This is a genomic window from Shewanella sp. AC34-MNA-CIBAN-0136 (genome assembly GCF_040309945.1).
Taxonomy (GTDB): Bacteria; Pseudomonadota; Gammaproteobacteria; order Enterobacterales; family Shewanellaceae; genus Shewanella.
Map to the genome: position 1 here is coordinate 209,406 of NZ_JBEOPJ010000005.1, position 21,228 is coordinate 230,633.

General features: G+C 41.9%; 19 protein-coding genes. 6 read left to right on the forward strand and 13 right to left on the reverse strand.

All coding sequences use genetic code 11. The annotated features are described in order from the left end of the window. Window positions 1-22: 22 nt before the first annotated feature. Genes lolE through AAEY94_RS07020 form a run of 3 tightly spaced genes read right to left on the reverse strand, consistent with a single transcriptional unit; the run spans window position 23 to window position 3,224 of the window. Window positions 23-1,264 (reverse strand): lipoprotein-releasing ABC transporter permease subunit LolE, encoded by a 1,242-nt coding sequence (lolE, locus tag AAEY94_RS07010; RefSeq protein WP_350978129.1) that lies wholly within the window; start codon window positions 1,262-1,264, stop codon window positions 23-25. Then, window positions 1,261-1,980, reverse strand: coding sequence for a lipoprotein-releasing ABC transporter ATP-binding protein LolD (gene lolD / locus AAEY94_RS07015; protein ID WP_350978130.1), 720 nt, complete (start codon window positions 1,978-1,980; stop codon window positions 1,261-1,263). Before lolD ends, lolE begins: the two co-directional genes overlap by 4 nt. Beyond that, on the reverse strand, window positions 1,980-3,224 hold the full coding sequence (locus AAEY94_RS07020; RefSeq protein ID WP_350978132.1) for a lipoprotein-releasing ABC transporter permease subunit: 1,245 nt from the start codon (window positions 3,222-3,224) through the stop codon (window positions 1,980-1,982). Before AAEY94_RS07020 ends, lolD begins: the two co-directional genes overlap by 1 nt. Before the next feature lie 157 nt (window positions 3,225-3,381). Between AAEY94_RS07020 and AAEY94_RS07025 the strand changes: the two genes are divergently transcribed. Genes AAEY94_RS07025 through AAEY94_RS07035 form a run of 3 tightly spaced genes read left to right on the forward strand, consistent with a single transcriptional unit; the run spans window position 3,382 to window position 8,554 of the window. Continuing rightward, window positions 3,382-3,981 carry a hypothetical protein gene (locus AAEY94_RS07025; protein WP_350978133.1) on the forward strand — a complete coding sequence of 200 codons (600 nt, stop codon included), beginning with the start codon at window positions 3,382-3,384 and terminating at the stop codon, window positions 3,979-3,981. A 54-nt stretch (window positions 3,982-4,035) separates the two neighbouring features. Then, window positions 4,036-7,572: a transcription-repair coupling factor gene (mfd, locus tag AAEY94_RS07030; protein ID WP_350978135.1), complete on the forward strand. Its 3,537-nt coding sequence runs from the start codon at window positions 4,036-4,038 to the stop codon at window positions 7,570-7,572. After that, window positions 7,562-8,554: a CsiV family protein gene (locus tag AAEY94_RS07035; RefSeq protein ID WP_192115114.1), complete on the forward strand. Its 993-nt coding sequence runs from the start codon at window positions 7,562-7,564 to the stop codon at window positions 8,552-8,554. Before mfd ends, AAEY94_RS07035 begins: the two co-directional genes overlap by 11 nt. A gap of 138 nt (window positions 8,555-8,692) precedes the next feature. Here AAEY94_RS07035 and nagZ read toward each other — a convergent pair whose 3' ends face one another. After that, entirely contained in the window at window positions 8,693-9,718 is a 1,026-nt protein-coding gene (gene nagZ, locus AAEY94_RS07040; RefSeq protein ID WP_162023361.1) for a beta-N-acetylhexosaminidase, read from the reverse strand. 233 nt (window positions 9,719-9,951) lie between these two features. Here nagZ and AAEY94_RS07045 point away from each other — a divergent pair, with 233 nt between their 5' ends. Continuing rightward, window positions 9,952-11,328 carry an L-serine ammonia-lyase gene (locus AAEY94_RS07045; protein ID WP_101086843.1) on the forward strand — a complete coding sequence of 459 codons (1,377 nt, stop codon included), beginning with the start codon at window positions 9,952-9,954 and terminating at the stop codon, window positions 11,326-11,328. A 225-nt stretch (window positions 11,329-11,553) separates the two neighbouring features. Here the strand turns inward: AAEY94_RS07045 and AAEY94_RS07050 are convergent, their stop codons facing one another. The 3 genes from AAEY94_RS07050 to trhO all read right to left on the reverse strand — a co-directional run bounded on the left by AAEY94_RS07050 (window position 11,554) and on the right by trhO (window position 15,053). Next, window positions 11,554-12,021: a CreA family protein gene (locus AAEY94_RS07050; protein ID WP_101086842.1), complete on the reverse strand. Its 468-nt coding sequence runs from the start codon at window positions 12,019-12,021 to the stop codon at window positions 11,554-11,556. Window positions 12,022-12,327: 306 nt separating this feature from the next. Then, window positions 12,328-13,734, reverse strand: a complete 1,407-nt coding sequence (gene yegD / locus AAEY94_RS07055; protein WP_350978138.1) for a molecular chaperone — start codon at window positions 13,732-13,734, stop codon at window positions 12,328-12,330. Between the two features lie 254 nt (window positions 13,735-13,988). Then, entirely contained in the window at window positions 13,989-15,053 is a 1,065-nt protein-coding gene (gene trhO / locus AAEY94_RS07060; protein WP_194956093.1) for an oxygen-dependent tRNA uridine(34) hydroxylase TrhO, read from the reverse strand. Window positions 15,054-15,290: 237 nt separating this feature from the next. Between trhO and AAEY94_RS07065 the strand changes: the two genes are divergently transcribed. Continuing rightward, the gene (locus AAEY94_RS07065; RefSeq protein WP_350978140.1) at window positions 15,291-16,007 is read left to right on the forward strand and encodes a glutathione S-transferase; all 717 of its coding nucleotides are present in this window, start codon (window positions 15,291-15,293) and stop codon (window positions 16,005-16,007) included. 176 nt (window positions 16,008-16,183) lie between these two features. Then, window positions 16,184-16,384 (forward strand): hypothetical protein, encoded by a 201-nt coding sequence (locus tag AAEY94_RS07070; RefSeq protein WP_101086839.1) that lies wholly within the window; start codon window positions 16,184-16,186, stop codon window positions 16,382-16,384. Between the two features lie 205 nt (window positions 16,385-16,589). Here AAEY94_RS07070 and AAEY94_RS07075 read toward each other — a convergent pair whose 3' ends face one another. The 6 genes from AAEY94_RS07075 to AAEY94_RS07100 all read right to left on the reverse strand — a co-directional run bounded on the left by AAEY94_RS07075 (window position 16,590) and on the right by AAEY94_RS07100 (window position 21,179). Then, on the reverse strand, window positions 16,590-17,138 hold the full coding sequence (locus AAEY94_RS07075) for an NAD(P)H nitroreductase (RefSeq protein ID WP_101086838.1): 549 nt from the start codon (window positions 17,136-17,138) through the stop codon (window positions 16,590-16,592). A gap of 158 nt (window positions 17,139-17,296) precedes the next feature. Continuing rightward, on the reverse strand, window positions 17,297-17,890 hold the full coding sequence (locus AAEY94_RS07080; RefSeq protein WP_162023365.1) for an HvfX family Cu-binding RiPP maturation protein: 594 nt from the start codon (window positions 17,888-17,890) through the stop codon (window positions 17,297-17,299). 92 nt (window positions 17,891-17,982) lie between these two features. Beyond that, complete coding sequence (locus tag AAEY94_RS07085; protein ID WP_162023366.1) at window positions 17,983-18,828, reverse strand: DUF6279 family lipoprotein; 846 nt, start codon at window positions 18,826-18,828, stop codon at window positions 17,983-17,985. Window positions 18,829-19,167: 339 nt separating this feature from the next. Beyond that, on the reverse strand, window positions 19,168-20,166 hold the full coding sequence (locus AAEY94_RS07090) for a phosphotransferase (protein ID WP_350978143.1): 999 nt from the start codon (window positions 20,164-20,166) through the stop codon (window positions 19,168-19,170). Window positions 20,167-20,202: 36 nt separating this feature from the next. After that, window positions 20,203-20,913 (reverse strand): nicotinamide riboside transporter PnuC, encoded by a 711-nt coding sequence (gene pnuC, locus AAEY94_RS07095; protein WP_350978145.1) that lies wholly within the window; start codon window positions 20,911-20,913, stop codon window positions 20,203-20,205. Window positions 20,914-20,918: 5 nt separating this feature from the next. Then, window positions 20,919-21,179, reverse strand: a complete 261-nt coding sequence (locus AAEY94_RS07100; protein ID WP_101086833.1) for a hypothetical protein — start codon at window positions 21,177-21,179, stop codon at window positions 20,919-20,921. Window positions 21,180-21,228: the final 49 nt, after the last annotated feature.

Here is a 21,228-nt window from a genome sequence, read left to right on the forward strand (position 1 = left end):
CAACCTCGTTCGTTTATAGAGTTTACCTGCCCGCTAATGCCGTGGCTGGCGCGATTTTAGTCGCTTTCCACGCAGGGTAAATAGTTGCAATAAGGCTCATGAATAGGCCCATAAACAATACAACTAATACATCTTGATAATGTAATTCAGAAGGAAGAAAATCAATAAAATAAATATCAGATGCTAGTAGTTGAATGCCTAACATCTGCTCAAGACTGCTGGCAATAGCACTTAAATTATACGCTAGAGTAACCCCTAATATGCCACCGATAGTACACCCCATCAGTCCATTTAAAGCACCTTGCAGAATAAATATCGTCATAATGGCACCACGATGAAGCCCCATAGTCATCAAAATCGCAATTTCAGAGGCTTTATCACGCACTGCCATAACAAGTGTCGACACAATATTAAAACACGCCACTGCAATAACCAGCGCTAACACCAAATACATCACTAAACGAACCAGCTGAATATCTTGGTATAAATGCCCTTGCGTGCGAGTCCAATCATTAATGTATAAATACTGCTCTTGGGCAAAACCTAAATCACGAGTAATGCTCGCCGCATTAAACACATTATTGACTTGAATTCGTACCCCAGAAACGGCAGAACCCAGCTCGAGTAAATCGGCTAAATAATCAAGCGACACATAAGCTTGAGTCGATTCAATTTCGCCACCTAGCTCGTACACGCCAGACACCACAAAGCGATGGCTTTGGGCCGACGTTAACTGACTGTTATTGGCATCTGGGGTATACATTGCCAAGGTGTCACCTACCTTCAAGCCCAACTTAGTTAATAAGCTGCGGCCAAGCACGATATGATTTTCATCACTGCTTAATGACTGCCATGCATCGACAGACATATAATCAGCAATGCTGGACACGTCAGATTCATGTTTAATATCAATACCGTTGACGATTAACCCTTGAAACCCGCCAGGTTTTTGCACTAACCCTTGCAAGCGCACAAAAGGGGCAACACCAGTAATTTGCGGCATATTTGAAGCACTTTTGGCTATATCTTGCCAATCGGCAATGGGTTGGTTAACCCCGACGAGTTCGCCGTGAGACACCACGCCTAATAACCGGTCTTGTAATTCTTTTTCAAAACCATTCATGGCAGATAACACCACAATCAGTACACCCACACCTAAAGCAATACCCGCAGTTGATGCAAATGAGATAAAGCCGATAAAGCCATTAGACTGCCTGGCACGGAAGAAACGCCAGCCAATTGTTAACGGTAACCACTTACTCATTCGGCTAGCCCTGCAGGAGATGAAGCAGCAACAACTTGCAAAATGCCGTCTTTCATTGTCAATTGACGATCCATCTTGGCTGCTAATTTATGATCATGAGTGACCACCACGAACGCCGTACCAAATTGCTGTGCTAACTCGCGGATCATCACATAAACGTTATCACCACTGCTGGCATCCAAATTACCTGTAGGCTCATCGGCTAATACTAACTTTGGTTTGTTGATGAGTGCTCTGGCAATCGCCACTCGTTGGCGCTCACCACCCGACAATTGTGCTGGGATATGCTGCAAACGATGACCTAACCCCACTCGTTCAAGTAAATTTTTGGCGTCAACCAAGGCTTGCGTTTTATCTCTACCTTGAATAAATGCTGGCATCGCCACGTTTTCAATCGCGGTAAACTCTGGCAATAAATGATGAAATTGATAGATAAAGCCCAAATCCTGATTACGTATTTGTGCCTGACGCGCACTAGACAATTGATATAAATCTTCGCCGTCTAATAACACGGTTCCAGACGTGGGCGTGTCTAAGGTTCCCATGATATGTAAAAGTGTACTTTTACCCGATCCAGAACTGCCTACAATGGCTAACTGCTCACCCTTATAAACGGTTAAATCAACACCCGATAATACCTGAGTGGTCACTTCACCGTCATGATAATGCTTACTGACGTGTTGAACTTGTAATAACGCTTGTTGTGTCTGGCTCATTATTCGTATCTCAAAGCGGTAGCAGGTTGAACCCTTGCGGCGGACAACGCTGGATAAAGAGTGGCAATTAAAGTAATCAATAACGTGCCTAAGATGATGAAACTCAATTGCGCTAATGACAATTCCACCGGTAGCGTCTGACCGACACCTAATATAGAAATACCAAGAGTGGTTAATATTTCGTTCAAGTTAAGGGTTAACGCAATGCCCGCAATTGCGCCAAGCATTAACCCCAGCATCGCATTAAGCGAGCCTTGCACAATAAAAATATTCATCACCGAAGTGGTCGTTAACCCTTGGGTTTTTAGCACCGCAACATCAGTTGTTTTATCCACCACCATCATCACCAATGCTGACACAATATTAAATGCCGCTACGGCAACAATTAAACTGAGCATGAGTGACATCATATTTTTCTCCATTTTTACGGCGGCAAATAAATGACCAAAATCTTGGCGCCAATCACGGGTTTTAATGTCGATATTTTGCTTAGCAAATCCAGCAACCACTTTGGGTGCTAACGCTGGCGCGGAAAATGGATCGTTCAAATATACCCGTAATTCATTAATGGTATTACTGTCTTGGCGCATCAATTTACGCGCATCATTATAATGCACATAGGCAACACTGGAATCGACTTGCGAGCCCATTTCAAATACACCAGCAACGGTAAATTTACGCTGACTCGGCACCGGGCCCATGGGTGAATAGACCACCCCGTCACCGCTTAACACTCTAACCTTATCACCCGCTTTAACGTCTAATTTGCGAGCTAGATCAGTGCCGAGCACAATTGAATACTTGCCAGCTTGTAACGTTGAAAAAGCATCTGAATAAGTATGAGCCGCAATGCTCGACAATGATTGCTCAAGCTCTGGGTAAACCCCATACATTTGTATCGCTTGAATGTTACTGCTCGATTGGATCATGGCTTGAGTGGTCGCACTAGGCACAATGCCACGAATATTTTGTAGTAAATATTTGTCCGCCAACAGGCTTTGGCTACTTTGTTGCCAATCCCTAAATCCCATATCACTGATCAGGGTCATTTGTGGCACAGCCCCTAAAATGCGATTTTTTAGCTGGCCTTCGAGTCCATTCATCACTGAACTGACCACTATCAATGCTGCAACACCTAAAAAAATACCCGATACCGCAAAGAAGGTAATAAAAGAGGCAAAAGCATTCGCTTTTCGGGCTCGCCAGTAACGGTAGCCAATAAAAAAAGAAAATCCTAAATTCATAAAAAAATACTAATCCTGTGCGCCTATTGGGGCGTATAAGTCAGACAATCAGGCAAAATGTGAATATGAAAACAACAAGCCAGCGTGTATGACTTGCTAAATCATTAAGTTGGGCACGATAATAGGGCTATTAGTGTGATAAATAAAGAGGCAAACCTTGATACCTGACAGCAATTCTTATTTTAGTGTGCCTCACCACTTTAATGTGTACTTAACTTCGTGGGATGCAAACCAAGCTTTACCCACAGATGATGAACTCCGCGACATGCAATCTGTTGGGTTAAAACTATTGACCGAAGTGAAAAGTCTTGAAGCAAATTGTTTACTGCAACTGCGCAATTTAGACAATGATGCTAAAGCCGTAGTGGATTTTTTAAAGCTACAATCGCGTAAAGTCGATTTAGTATTGCAACACGTGTTGGAAAAAGAAGTTCAAGATGGTGAGTTATTTAAAGGTGATCAATTTGGTGGCAGTGGAATTAGTATCCTTTCTTCACGTCCATTAGTTGTAAATGAATACGTTAAGACCCACATCTATTTGCATACAGAATTAGTGGCACTGCTGTGTCTGTGCCAAATACAAAGCTGCACCCCAATATCAACAGATGACGCCATCGAAACCGCATATTGGCGCTGTGAACTTGAATTTAGCCAAATACTTGAAGATGATATTGAGCAATTAGTTAAAGCAAGCTTGAATGTACAACAAAAAATGCTAAAAAAACGTAAACAGAATATCGATAAACAGCGTAGCTGAAGCCTCGCCTCATTCAATACGACTTGATCGCAAACGGAACTGACAAAGATTTCAATGAACCTATTTAGTGTACTCACGCCGCCGAGTGTAAAAAAAGGCCAACAAACGCAAACTTTGGCAACATTGGGTGGCGTGTCGCAAGCCATCACCCTCGCCAACTTAATCAATAACCATCCTGGCACCAGTATTATTGTCACTCACGATACGCCTAGTGCGTTATCGCTTGAGGTCGAACTGAGTTATTTATTAAACCACATCAATGTGAATGTATGTTTGTTCCCCGATCGTGAAACCTTGCCTTACGATAGCTTTTCGCCGCACCAAGACTTAATATCGCAGCGACTTGAAACCTTAGCCAATATTGGTCAAAGCCAGCACAATGTGGTCATCGTACCGGTAAATACCTTAATGGTTCGCCTACCTCCTAAATCATTTATGACTGCCAATGTCATGGTGCTTAATAAAGGCGACACATACAGTTTACAGCAAGCCAGACAACACCTTACTGATACCGGTTATCATATTGTCGATCAAGTATATGAACATGGTGAGTTTGCTATTCGTGGCTCTATTATCGATATTTTTCCTACCGGCTCAAAACAACCATTACGCATAGAATTGTTTGATGATGAAGTTGAATCGATACGTTTTTTTGATGTTGATACTCAGCGTTCAGGCATGGCTCGCGATGCGATTCGCATGCTGCCAGCCAAAGAATTTCCCACCGACAGCAATGCTATTGAAGGTTTTAGACAACGTTATCGTCGTCGCTTTGAAGTCATTTCAAAAGAGGCCGAATCAGTTTATCAACTCGTCAGCCGTAATTTAATGCCCGCAGGCATTGAAAACTACTTACCGTTATTTTTCGATGACACGTCCACATTGTTTGATTATTTGCCGCAAAACAGTCAACTCATCACCTTAGGCAATATTGAAAAAGCCAGCTTAGCGCACTTACATGAAGTCAATGTTCGCTACGAAGACCGACGTGTTGATCCACTAAGGCCGTTATTGGCGCCCAAAGAACTTTACTTGCTTAATGATGAATTATTCGCGGCATTTAAATCTTTTACTCGTACCCAATTATTACAGCAATATATTGCCACCGACACCAATAATGCCGGCGAGCCGCTAGCTGAAGTTGCACTTCCAACGCATACCCTCATCGCTAACGTTGAAACACTGCCCGACATCAATGCTAACCATAAACTCAAACAGCCACTCATTGCGTTACAAGAGTATTGTCAGCAGCATCCAAAATTAGTGTTTAGTGCCGAATCGGAAGGCCGCCGAGAAGCCCTGTTAGACTTGTTTGCCAAAATTGACATTAAACCCAAGCAGTTTGCTCATCTTAACGACTACCTCGCAGCCAAAGACAATATAGGCTTAATCGTGTCGCCTTTAGCGCGAGGTTGTGTGCTAACCGACACCGCAAAAGGTGCAGTAAGCATCATTTGTGAAACCGAACTGTTTGGTCAGCGTATTTCGCAGCAACGTCGCCGCGAAAAACAAAAACAAGTTAGCACCGATGTTTTAGTCAAAAACCTGGCTGAACTTAAAGTCGGTCAACCGATTGTCCACCTAGAGCACGGTGTTGCGTTATACCAAGGATTAGAAACGCTTGATACTGGCGGTTTGGTTGCAGAATATTTAAAACTGGAATATTCAGGTGGCGACAAGTTGTATGTGCCAGTGTCGTCACTGCACCTTATCAGTCGCTATAATGCCAGCGGCGATGGTAATACTCACCTCAATAAGTTAGGTAACGAAACCTGGGCTAAGGCCAAGAAAAAAGCCATCGAACGTATTCGTGATGTGGCCGCTGAGTTGTTGGATGTCTATGCCCGTCGTCAAGCTCGTCCTGGCGATGCTATGAGTATTGATGAAGAAGAATACGCCCAATTCAGTCAAGGTTTCCCCTTTGAAGAGACCGTCGACCAAGAAAGTGCCATTCACGCAGTACTTGAAGACATGCAAGCACCACGCGCAATGGATCGCTTAGTCTGTGGTGACGTAGGTTTTGGCAAAACAGAAGTGGCCATGCGAGCAGCATTTGTCGCCGTGAATGCCGGTAAACAAGTGGTGGTGTTAGTGCCGACTACCCTGCTTGCCCAGCAACACTACGAAAACTTTAAAGACCGTTTCGCTGATTGGCCTATCGTTATTGAAGTAATGTCACGCTTTAGAACCGCTAAAGAACAAAGCAGTGTTGTTGAACAACTGTCTGAAGGTAAAGTCGATATCGTTATCGGCACTCATAAATTACTGTCATCAGAAGCTAACTTCGACAACCTCGGATTATTAGTCATCGACGAAGAACACCGCTTTGGTGTGCGTCAAAAAGAAAAAATTAAAGCATTACGTGCCAATGTCGACATTTTAACCCTCACCGCCACACCGATTCCGCGGACATTGAACATGGCCATGTCGGGTATGCGAGATTTATCGATTATCGCCACCCCACCAGCTAAACGTTTGGCAGTAAAAACCTTTGTGCGTGAATATGACAAAGCCACGGCACGAGAAGCCATCTTGCGTGAAATTTTGCGTGGTGGCCAAGTGTATTATCTGCATAACAATGTTGAGACCATTGAAAAAACCGCGCAAAACATTCGCGATTTACTTCCAGAAGCTCGTGTTATCACAGCCCATGGGCAAATGCGTGAGCGCGATCTTGAAAAAGTCATGACCGACTTTTATCATCAGCGGTTTAACGTGTTGGTATGTACCACCATTATTGAAACGGGTATTGACGTACCCAGTGCTAATACCATCATTATCGACCGAGCTGACATGTTCGGTTTAGCACAGTTGCATCAGCTACGAGGTCGTGTTGGGCGATCGCATCACCAAGCTTATGCTTATATGATGACGCCTCATCCTAAACGTATGACCCCAGATGCCCGTAAACGTCTTGCAGCCATTGAAGCCCTAGAAGATCTTGGCGCAGGATTTTTACTCGCCACCCAAGATTTAGAAATTCGCGGTGCGGGTGAATTGCTCGGCGATGAACAAAGCGGCCATATCTCAAAAATTGGTTTTAGCTTATACATGGAAATGCTGGAATCAGCCGTAAAAGCCCTCAAAGAAGGGAAAGAGCCTTCTTTAGCCTATATGATGAGTGCCAAAGCAGAAATCGATTTACGCATTCCGGCGTTATTACCAGAAGATTACGTCAGTGATGTTAATATGCGCTTATCATTGTATAAACGTATCGCTAACTGCGAAACCGACACCATGCTCGATGAACTTAAAGTCGAATTTATTGACCGATTTGGTATGTTACCTGTGCCAACCCGAAATTTAATGGCGATTACTCTGTATAAACATCAAGCAACCGCGTTAGGTATTGTCAAAATAGAAATGCACGCCAAAGGTGGCAGTGTCGAATTTGGTCAAGAAAATCACGTCGATCCGATGTTTATTATTGGTTTGTTGCAAAACCAACCACAAATCTATCGAATGGACGGGCCAAATAAGTTAAAGTTCAACATTCCTGCTGAGACAAGCAAAGAGCGTCTTGAGTTAATCAACACCCTGCTTGAACAGTTCGCTAAACATCAAATTTTGGAGACAAATAGTGCTTCGTAAACTTGCGATTTCTATCGCCGCTATCACAGCGCTATCCCACAGCTTTTCAGCCCATGCAGAATCATGGTTTGAAGTTGAAGTGTTTGTATTTGAACGCCAACAGCCGTCTGTTGAAAAATGGCTCAATGCCACACCACCAAAGCTCAGTAAAGACACTGTGGATATCATTACGCCAGTGATCAGTACCGACATAACCGGGGTTGCCGTTGGCTTAAATGGCTGTACTTCAACCGACTGGACCAATGGCGCCAGTAACTGTAATGACCCAAAAGTCAGTAACAGTATCGCGGCCCATCCAAGCGAAGTTCCGTTTAATATCGGAGCCAACAAGCCACAAACCGCATATTTAGGTCAAGGCCCATTACTGCTGGCTCAAAGCCAAGGTAAGTTTAATGACTTAATTCGAACGATCAGTCGCGAACCTTATGTTAAAAGCCTAGTGCATTTAACCTGGCAACAAAATATGCAGTCGCGTAGACGCGCTAAACCAGTGCGTATATTTGGTGGTAAGGATTTTTCAAAGAGTTTTGAATATCATGGCTTAGCGGTCAAAAAAACAACTCAAACAGAAGCCATGCCAAGTACAGAATTTGGTGCCTTAGGTAACGCTTATGAAGCGCCAAAAATAGGTCCTGTATGGGAATTAGATGGCTCGATAAACATTTATCTCAGTCATTATCTGTATATTGAAAATAATCTGGCTTTGCGTAAACCGACTCAAAAAATGCTTGAATCAAGTCCTTTAGAGTTTAATGAATATGCCGCTCTAGAAATAGAAGGTAAAAAGCAACTAGCACCTTATTTAGAAAGCATCCCGCTTATCCAGAATCGTCGTGTGCGCAGTGGCGAGATCCACTACTTTGATCACCCGCAATTGGGTGTTGTGATGCAAATTCGAAAAATGTCTCAACCGACTAATGTTAAACCCATTGATTTAACCGAGCGTGCTACCACTAGCCAACCAGCACCTTATACTGGTTAACAGCTCGATAGCTTAAGACTAAAAAACCGGATCAATTGATCCGGTTTTTTTGCTTAATGGCCTGTTCATTTACTCGACAACCTCTGCCCGGGAGAATAAATACGCCCCCTTAACTCGAGCTGTGGTTATTGAGACAATTTACAATGATTGTGCAATACGAGTAATGTCCATCGTCAATTGCTGCGCAGCTTGCCAACGCGATTGTTGCTCAAGCGCCTGCAAGGATTGTGCAGTATTACCCTTTAGCGATAATGCGGTATGTGTAGGTTCTGCAGCAGGCCAATCAAACTCGGTTAATAAAGCATTAACGCCAACAGGATCATTACAGACCAAAATCATATCACAGCCAGCATCTAACGCCGCCTTAGCACGGCCAAGGTAATTACCAGCAAAACTGGCGCCCTTCATGCCTAAGTCGTCAGAAAAAATCACCCCATCAAAACCTAATTGCTGACGTAAGATAGTTTGTAGCCAGTAAGATGAAAAGCCAGCGGGATTAGGATCAATATTTGAATAAACCACATGTGCTGGCATCACACCTTGTAGCTGCTGAGAACCTATCAAGAGCTTAAATGGCTGCATATCAAAAGCTTCCACTTGCTCTTTAGTCCTTGGATCAACTGGCATGGCAATATGTGAATCGGCAGCAACACTGCCATGACCAGGAAAATGTTTTCCTACCGCAGCCATACCAGCCTCATTCATGCCAATGATAAACTGCTGAGCTAATGCACTGACTTCATCAGGATTTGCACTAAAACTGCGCTTCCCAATCACTTCACTTATACCATTTACGTCTAAGACAGGCGCAAAACTTAAATCAATATCACACGCTAACAGCTCAACAGCCATTAAAAAGCCACACTCTTTCGCCCATTGTTTAGCTAATGTTAAATCGCCTTTAGCGGCAGGTAAAATATCACCCATGGCAGGAATTAAACTAAAACCTTCACGAAAACGTTGAACTCGGCCACCTTCATGATCGACCGCAATTAATAATTCAGGGCGAATACTGCGAACACTTTTAACCAATTCAATTAATTGACTTTTATTTTCACAGTTGCGACTAAACAATATAATACCACCCACTTGCGGATGCTGTAATTGCTCAGTTTCTGTTGCAGATACAGTTAAACCTGCAAGATCCATCATTAAATAGCTCAAATCTTTCCCTTATCTATATAGCTGACAATCATGCCAGGTTAATCCAGTCACATTATGCATCAAGTATAAGGCTGGCTAATGTGAGAATAATGCATCAAAAAATCTAATGAACTGTCATTGATTAATGTGTGGGATACTCTACCAAGAATAAGAGATAAACCGCCAACATTACTTTTGACGATTATACTCACTTATAACGAAAACAATAAACGACTCAGCAAGGGTTAAACAACATGATTAGCGTATTTGACATGTTCAAAATTGGTATCGGTCCTTCTAGCTCACATACAGTGGGTCCTATGAAGGCAGGTAAAATTTTTATACAGCATGTCGCTGATAATAATTTATTAGCGAATACCGATGAGTTACAAGCAGAATTATTTGGATCTTTAGGCCAAACAGGTAAAGGTCACGGCACAGGAAAAGCGGTCATTTTAGGCCTGATGGGTGAAGATCCAGAAACCGTAGATACCGATGGGATTGATGCCATTTTAGACATTGTGTCTACGACTCAAAAACTTACCTTAGCAGACGGACGTCAGGTGAAATTTACTCGCGAAGAAGGGGTAACCTACCACAGACGTAAAACCTTACCTGCACATGCTAATGCCATGACCTTATATGCATTGTCTAAAGGCGAATGCATATACCAGCGTACCTATTATTCAGTTGGCGGCGGGTTTATTCTTGATGAAGATGAAATCACTCAACGTAATGCGTCTCCAGCAACGCCAATAGAACAAGCACCTTACGACTTTAATAGTGCATTGCAATTGCTACAATTGTGCTGCGACAACGGCTTAAGTATTTCATCATTAATGATGGCCAATGAACTTAGCATTGCCAGTGAAGATGATATCAAGCAAGGTTTGTGGAAAATTTGGCAAACCATGAAAAACTGCGTTGAACGTGGTTATCACAAAGAAGGCATATTGCCAGGCGGTTTAAAATTACGCCGACGTGCGCCAGCACTCTACCGTCGCTTAAAAGCGGAAGGGCGAAATAACACTGACCCATTGACCGCTATGGACTGGGTCGATTTATTTGCTTTATCGGTTAACGAGCAAAATGCCGCAGGCGACCGCGTTGTTACAGCGCCAACAAACGGCGCAGCAGGGATTATCCCATCAGTATTGTGTTACTACGATATGTTTGTGCAAGAAGTCGATATCGATGTGTGCAGCCGCTATCTGTTAACCGCTGCTGCCATTGGTATTTTGTACAAGAAAAATGCCTCGATTTCTGGCGCTGAAGTGGGTTGCCAAGGTGAAGTGGGCGTAGCCTGTTCAATGGCAGCCGGTGCGTTAACTGAAATCATGGGCGGAACCGTAGAACAGGTTGAGAACGCCGCTGAAATTGGCATGGAACATAACTTAGGTTTAACCTGCGATCCAGTTGGCGGCCTAGTCCAAGTACCTTGTATTGAACGTAATGCTATGGGTGCTGTAAAAGCGATTAATGCTTCACGCATGGCACTTCGCGGTGACGGTAATCACAAAGTGTCACTGGATAAAGTCATTAAAACGATGATGGAAACCGGTAAAGACATGCGCAGTAAATACAAAGAAACAGCAAAAGGCGGTCTTGCGGTGAATATCGTCGAGTGTTAATTCACGTATTCATTTAATCTGCTCAATTCGACATGCCTGTTAGCGAACCTAACAGGCATTTTTGTATGCCTTAAATGGCGAGTTAACCTGTTAATGATTCATTGTGAAATCAATTAACCGAACAACCTATTTTCCCTTGTACCAAAACCAGATAACAAGATAACCAGATAACAAGATGGTAGAAAATGCATACGAATATGCCCGAAGCAAGACAGACCTTTGCCCTTAGTGAGCTGGTGCGAGGTCAACATAAGCTTTGGTTCCCCAAAGTGGAACGGTCGAAAGGCTGTGTTTGAAGCTTCCCGATGTTTCTTTGGTAGAGTAAGAGACATACATTAACGTTTGATTTTCAGCATCGAATATTCTTCTGATTTTCATGGTTTTGAAAAATATACTTTTTGATTTTTTAAACACAACTTCACCAGATTTACTTTTATCTATTTGTGCAATCATATCGGTGGTGATTTCCCCTGTTTGTCTGCAAGAGATAGAGCTATCACTTGGATCTGAAAAACTGAGATTTTCTTCTATTGAGGCGATGTGACAAGTGACACCTGTTACGATGTCATCCTTTAAAATGTTTAATTTTATGTCTTGTGTCGTAAACATCCCAAGTGATACATCACCGACTTCATTGTCAGAACAAGCCGTAAGAAGTGCCGTTAACCCTAGCACTATTAGCATTTTTTTCATCGGTAACACCTTTTAATATTATGAGTTTATATCATCAAAATAGGTTGTTATAAAAAATTGAGATGTTCTGTCATTAAAGGTAAACCATTATGGCTATGCCTTTAATGACAAATAAGTCCACACTGACGCGCGGCCGCCGCAAGCCATAATAATAACTAACATTGTCATCATTTTGGTGATCACTATAATCATATTAATTGACCATATTGATGGCAGACAAAGCATGCTTGTTGATCATTCTACTATTAGCACAATGATCAACCTTTAGCATAACCATCAGCCTTCGCGAGCTAAGTGCAATGAATTTTAGTTAAATGCACTTTGAGCACAACGGGTTAAACCTGCTGTTACCGAACCGAAATGGTCACCCACCACCACTTTGGCATTGGGGTACACACTAGCAATTTTATTGTATATAGCTGGGCTTCGGGCCGTACCGCCTGTTACATATACAATATCAGGACTGGTTGGCATATCGCAATCTTGTTGCTCCGCTTTAGCGATAGCCGTTTGCATCGCTTGTTTCATTAATGCTTCAACTTTCGCTAAGGGATCATTAATGGCTTGCTCAAACTGTGCTGCTGTTAATGGGACTAACAGCCCCTTTTCAATAAAATCTAACGAACATAGAATGGTATCATTGTCTGACAAACTAATTTTCGCCGCTTCAGCTTGGCGTACCACTTGATAACTCATTTGATTCTTTTGTACTTTTTGTAAACGAACTAATAGTTCAGGCTGCTGCGCTTCTTTGATTAGCTGCTCAACTAACTTACGAGAAGGTAAACTAACAAAGTCACGTTGGGCACTAATATCATTGACGGCCACCGCGTTCCAAAAAGGTGTTCTTGGCATAGGTTTACCGTTAATCATTAACGTGTCTGCACCAAAGCTTGGCATCAATCCAGTCATCGCTAATGCGATATCTAAATCGTTACCACCAATCCGTTGACCTGAATGGCCAAAGCAGTCTGGGCTGCGGTCTTGTTGCTTAATGTAGGACGGCCCCATCTTTACCACTGAACAATCTGTCGTACCACCGCCAACATCGACCACTAACACGGTATTGTCATCGCTAAGGTTTGATTCAAAATCCATACCTGCTGCTAAAGGTTCAAATAAAAACCTCACATCAGTAAAGCCTGAACGAGTAGCCGCCAGGCGTAAAATGGTTTCAGCTTGTTGATTACTGTCTTGGCCACCTATGCCTTGAAAATTAACCGGCCGACCTATCACCGCATGGCTCGCTGCGCTAAGCGATTTTGCGTTTAACGCTTTATCGGCTAGTGTTTTAACATGTTGCATCATCAAGGTGACAATGTCTTCAAATAAGGCTATTTGTTCAACACGTAATCCGTTGGCACCTAAAAAAGACTTTGGAGAACGGACATAGAAACCTTCTTCAGGCATGTCTAAATAAGCATCTATCGCAGCTTGGCCAACAAATACGGCTTGTTCATTCGGCGACAGATCAAGCTCATGACGCATTTGTTTTGCACGCATTAACTGAGAACTGCGCAAATGAGAATACTCTGCTTTTAAGTGTTCTGGTAATCCTTGGTATACCGCCTCGGCAATAAGCTCGCGATCCATTGCGTACAACGTTGAAGGCATAAAATCCGAATGAGTTGATAATGGTAATAACGATACCGTATCATCAATCATTACCCCAATCGCACAGTTGGCACTGCCGTAATCAAATCCAACAAACATTGACTTACCTTCTGTCATCTAATCGAAAAAAGCGCTCAAAATAACACACTTATGACACTTGCTAAACCCTTTATCACTGTTTTATCTCCCGCTTGGGTAAAGCGAGTCCCCTATCTTAAAAGGCAACGCTGTATATGGCGTTTAAAATGATAAAAATCTAACTAACCTGAAATAGGGTAACTATTAATACTGTGCCCATAACAAAAAAGCCCAATCTTATGTAGATTAGGCTTTCGTTTTAGCAAAGGTATTCATTAGCCTTTGTTATTCATTTTTTCTTGTGCTTTACGCTGAGCTTCTTTTTGTTGGCGACGAGCATCAATAACTTGCTTTACATCGCTACCAATATGCGCTTCACCGCGTTGCTTGGCTAATTGGACTTGACGTTCACGTTCAATAAACCGCTGACGTTGTTCTTCAGGCACTTTATCAATGCAATGAGGACAGCTGACTCCTTGAACATAGGCTTCAGTTTGTTTTTCTGCTTCAGTAATTGGCATACGACAAGCATTACACTGATCGTATTGACCTTTTTCTAAGCTGTGATTTACCGCTACGCGGTTATCAAACACAAAGCATTCACCTTCCCATAAGCTTTGCTCTTGCTCGACTTCTTCAAGATATTTTAATATGCCGCCTTCAAGATGATATACCTCATCAAAGCCCTGCTCTTTCAAATATGCAGTAGATTTTTCACAGCGAATACCACCGGTACAAAACATCGCCACTTTTTTGTGTTTAGCCGGATCTAAATTTTGCTTCACATATTCAGGAAACTCACGGAAAGTCTCGGTTACTGGATTAACAGCATTTTTAAAAGTACCAATCTTCACTTCGTAATCATTACGGGTATCAACCAACACCACATCTGGATCTGAAATAAGTGCATTCCAGTCTTTAGGTTTCACATAGGTCCCGACGACTTTACGAGGATCAATACCTTCAATACCCATAGTCACAATTTCTTTTTTCAGCTTCACTTTGGTGCGATAAAACGGCATTTCAGCGTCAAAAGATAGCTTAGTCACGATATTATCTAAACCAGGTTGAGTGCCCAACCAGGCCAATAAAATATCAATCGCTGATGAGGTTCCTGCAACAGTGCCATTAATGCCTTCTTGAGCAAGCAACAAAGTGCCTTTAATTTCGTTTTGTTCCATGACACTCAGCAATGGCTGACGAACGGCCTCAAAATGCGGTAATGCCACGAATTTATATAACGCGCACACAGCGACTTGGGCTTGAGATGCAGCTGGTATAGATTTTTGAATAGATTCTTGTTTAGGCTCTTGTTTAGACGCTTGTTTAGGTTGTTGCATAAAAATGAGGTCTCCGCTGGCTGGAACTTAATTTCCAGTGCATATTACTGTGCATATAAATAAGGTCTGCACACTGTGCACAGACTCAAAAAAACGGCCGAAAGTATACCTAAATCACAGTCAAAAAAATACTAAAACCAGCAGATGTACTTTTTTACAATGTTGGTAGCGGTTAATTTTGGGTTTTCAGCCAAGAAACGTTACTCTATTAGCAAGACATCATTTTATAGACACCTAATGAATTCTGCCATTTTGTATACCTTTCGTCGTTGCCCTTATGCTATGCGAGCACGTATTAGTCTTCATTTGAGCCAACTGAATCCGTTAGTGCGTGAAATAGAGCTTAAAAATAAACCCGCAGAGCTGATCACCATTTCGGCCAAAGGCACAGTGCCGGTTTTAGAGTTTACTAACGGCCAAGTGATCAGTGAAAGTCTAGATATTATGCGCTTTGTATTAACTGAACACCCAGCGCCAGAAAACCATTACTTAACCACAGAAGAGTATCAAGTCCTGCAATACTGGTTAGATAAATCAATGACTGAATCGCTCATTAATGCCAATGATAATCAATTTAAACCATGGTTAGATAAATATAAGTATGCCGACAGGTTCCCTGAATACAGTCAACTTTGGTATCGACAACAGGCAGAGCTGTTTATTCAGTTGTTGGAAAGGCAGTTGCTGCAACACAACTATTTGTGTACCGACAGCCCAACACTAGCTGATTTTGCTATTTTTCCGTTTATTCGACAGTTTGCTAATGTTGAACCTTCGTGGTTTGACACCATGCCATACCCTAAAGTTAACGCTTGGTTAACCACATTAATCAATAGCCCGCTATTTAACGTGACCATGTGCAAATATCCATTGTGGTTACCACAAAAAACTTTGATTTACCTCAAACATTCAGTACGTAATGATGGACAAGTAATACCTTTGTGCAAAAATTAAAAAATTATGAATATTTAATGGTTTACGGGCTATTAATCGGATAATTTTTAACGTAAATTAAAGGTGTTAGCAGTGAATAGCCGTTTAAGAACATGGATTTCTATTATTTTTACTGCAGATTTTAATTTTAAGCTTACACTTAGATAAGTCATTGCTGGAACGCAAAGGAACATGACATGAATAATATGGATATTACGTTAGTATTAATGCTCATTGCATTACTGATTTTACATATTCACTTTTGCTATCGAGCCTATACCTCGAAAGCACATATCAAACATGGTCAACGTGTAGTGTGGTCTATGCTGAGTTTGTTAATGGGACCATTAGGCTATTATGTCTATCAAAACATGATCCCACTCGAGTTCTACGAATAGATTTGTTTTAGAGCTTTGCTTTGAAGTTCAGTGAATAAAGTCTGATTGTTTCTTAATATGTTATTGAACAAGAGCTTGTTAACCCTCTTCTCGTCGTCCCGCTAATGCTTTTAAGCCGAGATCTTGGTGTTTGTTTTGCTTTGTACTTATGGCCTGCGGCCACCAACGTCGTGGCCCATTGGTCATAACCCCAACCTTGCAATGCTTACAAATATCGCGCAAATTGCTGGCCACTTTTAAGCGGTTTAGTGGGAGCGAGCACTGCTGGGGTGCCAACATATAAAAAGCCAACAATTTGATCGTCTGCGGCTAATCCTAATGCGTTATTCACATTAGCATCAAAAGCAAAATCGCCTGTACGCCATACCGCACCTAGCCCAATCGCAAATGCCGCCTGCTGCATTGCCATCGTGGCGCAACCCGCTGCTATATGCTGTTCTAAAACGGGTACTTTATCATGCGTTTGTGTTTTGGCGACGACCGTAATCACCATAGGCGCACGATAAGGCATGTTAGCGACTTTAGTCAGAAAAGTATCATCTGCACCACTTTTTTTAGCCGCATCAACAAAAATATCTGCCAACTTAGCTAAGCCATCATCTACCGCAATAATAAATTCCCAAGGCGTTAATGCACCGTGGTCTGGTACTCTTGCTGCTGCATCAAGCAAAAAAGTGAGTTGTTCGGCATTGGGTGCTGGGGCAACTAGGCGAGGCGTCGATTGGCGAGTCAATAACAGTTGTTTGGCGTCCAAGATACAATCCTTTTGAGTAAATTATGCTGCCGATATTAGCAAAAATCCCACGTATTAGGTGGGATTTTTTAGGGTTGTTCTATGTAACCTAAACTCGAAATAACAAACGCCTCTCAAACAGCCCTTTTTTATACTGAGATCAGGTGATGTAAACAAGGTTACTTTAACAACCGGCGTCCTATAAAGTAATCAACGCTGGTGTAACGGCCGCCACCAATCACAAATAATGCCAATAACATAATTAGATACGTCATCGCGAATTCAATACCATTATTTAAAATAACAAAATTACCTGAACTGGTTAGCCATTCATAATTACCGTGCTCTTGTAAAATAGCTTTCGCCGCAGAAAGCTTTTCCGCTGAAGCTAACACTTGCTCATTCGCCAACCACGAACTTGGGTCGGCAATAGCCAACCAACCATTGGGTAAATGCACCGCAAAAACAGCAACTAGCATTGTGACCATCATTGGCAATGCCACGATTCGAGTGGCTAAACCGATCAACAGTAAAAAACCACCGAACAATTCAGTGCCTGCAGCTAACGCAGTCATGACTTCAGGCATAGGTAAACCGAGTCCCCAGTCGGGATTGCCGAACCATGCTGCGGTGTCTTCAAAATGTGACAATTTGTTGTATCCTGCCTGCATTAGCACTGGCGCAAGATAAAGCCTTAGCAGTAAGGCGGCTAAGCCTTCTGTATGTTTAATCACATTTAAAAACTGTTGATAAAATCCACTTAGTGTCTGCATAAATAATCCTAGCTGAAATCGTTGTTGTAATAATAGACCCGCTGAAGATTAAAATTATTTCAGCTTTGGAGACTAACGGATAAAAATAGATATTATTTGTCTAAGTGTAATTCAGTTAAATCTTCTACTAATTCAGCTAATTTTTTATCAAAGTGCTTACGTTGTTTTTGACTAAATGTTTGATTAAGCGTAATCAACATTGAGCCAAACTTACGGGTGTTTTCGGTAACATTATCGCGATAAACCTCTGATTTCAGTTCATCTGGCGAGATCATTAATAATTTCATTTGTTGGGTAAAATAATCAGTTTGCTGACGGCGTTTCAGTGCTTGTTCAAATTGACTTAGCCATTCATGGCGATACTCAAGCCACATGTCTAACGTGGCTAAACGCTGCGTATTAGCTTGATGAATAATGTTTTTTTGTTCATCTGTAGCATCGCCAGTCCATTCAGATAATTGCTCGGCGATTCTTTTATCTGAGTCTTTTATCAATTCAGCTTGATCTTTGCCGGCGTATTCTTCGATTAATTCTTGTTGTTCTTTTTTTAGCTGCGCCAGTATCTGATCAACTTGTCCATCAGATAAGCTCGCCATAATAGGTAACAGATCAGGCATAACAAAATCGAAAATTCGGGACCAATGTGCCTTCGCCATTGACACTTGGTTAAGCCATAGCTCTGGGGTCATTGTTTGTTGATTAGTCAATGTCGATAATAAAGACAGTTGATCACGATAACGCGGTAATTCTTGTTGGCGATGCCAGACTAAAAACGATTCAATAATAATATCAAATTTATCTTGCTGTTCTGAGGTTAACTCTACGTACTCTTCAACTTCCCACTCTATCGCCCAATCCAGAAAGAAATAGCTTACTTTGGTTGAGCAGCCGACAAAAAATAAGCTACTTAACAGTAGGATAATCAATTTTTTAGACACAGATAATTCCTTTATCAAAATTTATATCAAATCCAGTAATGATGTGATCAATCAGAGTCACTCAGATTTTTCAGTTTGAGACGCATTGTTGAAAGAATGGTTGTTCCCTTATGAAACAATGCAACAAAAAATAGAAAGTCTGAATGACTCCCGCAGGACGGGTTTCAGAACCTTCTATGCTGCTTAATATGATTTTGACGTAGAAAAACTATGTCTATAATCTTATTACTTGTCTAGTAGGCGCTGAATGACCAGATATTTATTAGAACTGGTATTACTTCACTTATACTTTATCAGAAGCTTATACTTTATCAGAAGCTTGTACTTTATCAGAGCATATTAGCAAGTGATTAATGTAAAATACTTTGTAAAGTATTGTAAGTATTGTGTAGATTTTTGCGGTTCTTTGGCTGCCATTAATAACGCCCACATTGCCGAGAATAACCAAAAACAATTTATTGCGGCGGGTAATGCCGCTTTGGCCGCAGACACATCGGTGAGGCTAGCAACCTGACAATATTGCATAATCACGTTATCGATTAATTGGTTAGCTTGCATCGTTGATAGTTGATGATTAGCCACGACGCTGGCTAAATCGAACAACGGATGGCTCGCCACAGCATATTCATAGTCTATACAAAGCAGTTGCTGAGGGGCACTGCCGCTAAGCAGTAAATTGTGTGGAGTTAAATCTCGATGACAAAAAGTCGGCAGCAACACACAGGCTTCTAACTGCGATAACCAATGTCGAACAAGCCCATTTAAGCGTAACAATTGCTGCCTCGCATCATGCCATTGTGGATCTGTTTGCGACCCCGTTAATGAATCTAATTGGTATGCATATTGTTGCCATTGCTCACTAACGGTAATGCTTTTCTCCGGCACCGGCAACACACTGAGTTTACAAAATAATGCACTAAGCAAAGGAACGGCATCCACAGCCGCAATGGATTGATTTGTCGATTGCCCAAGCGATAAGTGACTGCGCATTGAGGCAAATATCGACCAGTCTGTCTCTGGTTGATCAATAAACTCACTCAGATACACTTGCTTATCATCACTGACCCAAATCAATGCAGGTGCAATGTTAGCCACAATTGCAGCTTGCCAACATTCAACTTCAAGCGCTCTATCGCACCAATTACTGTGAGGCTGATTTACTCGTAAGACCTTATCGCCATCTTCACAAGATAACTTAATATTAACATTACTGATCCCTGTGTTAAGAAAAGACACCGCAGTACATTGCGTAGCAAGCTGCTGAAATAATGTGGTTGGCATGGCTTTGTTGATTATATTAAGCACATCGATAGGTAGAGATAACAACGGCTGGGACATCAAATATTTACTCTAATAAAATGATATTATGGTTGGTTATGCACCAACCACCTCTTGACTCGTATTGTGTTGCGCTATTATATGATGACGATATTTCTTTCGCCACATCATGTATCCGCCAACGGCCATTGCGACGTATAAAACAAACAAACCCGATGTCAGCATTAAGCCTTTTTGGAAGTAAAGGTAAATAGACACAAAATCAATGACGACCCAATAGAGCCAATTTTCCAGCACTTTTTTCGCTACTAGATAGGTTGTAACGATAGCAAAACAAGTGGTTGCCGCATCGATATAGGGAAACGCGGCCGACGTGTAATGAGCCATTAAATATCCCACCAGCATAGACACTAATGATGTCGCGCCGATAAGCCGAGCGTGAGTACTCCAAGACCAACTGGTAATATTAAGGTGATTGGTTTCTATGTTGTGCTGAGTACCATTATGCAGCTCAGAATTGTGCAAATTGCTTTGCTGAGAAGGTGGCACGTGCAACCACAGCCAATAACCATATACCGCCATCCCCATATAATAAATATTAAGGACTGACTCCATCAATAACGATACATTCCAAAATAGTACAGTGTAAATGGCGGTACTAATAAATGCTGCCGACCAACACCAGATGTTAGTCCGCATAGCAAGAATTAAGTAAGCAAGCGCTAGCATAACGGCAACAGCCTCCCAAAACGTCATTAATGACGCTTCACTAAAGGCTTGTTGTAGCGTTATAAATAGATCATTCATTGTGGTTATTCGCTATGAGCTAGGTTGAGCTCACCACCGATAAATTTACACACAAAAACAGCTTTACCCCACTTTTGATGTGCGGCTTGCATTTCAACGGCTAGCATCGACATTACATCAGCATACTCGCCACAGACTTGGGTTGCCATCGCGTTAGTCACTCGTTGAATATTGTCATAACTATCCACTCTTCCGATAAACCATTGGATAGGATCGAGATAGTTTTCATTGAACGGATACATACTGATTTCTGCAGTTAACTTCATTTCTATTCCTTAATAAAAACCGCTGCAACAAAGGCTACAGCGATTTTGT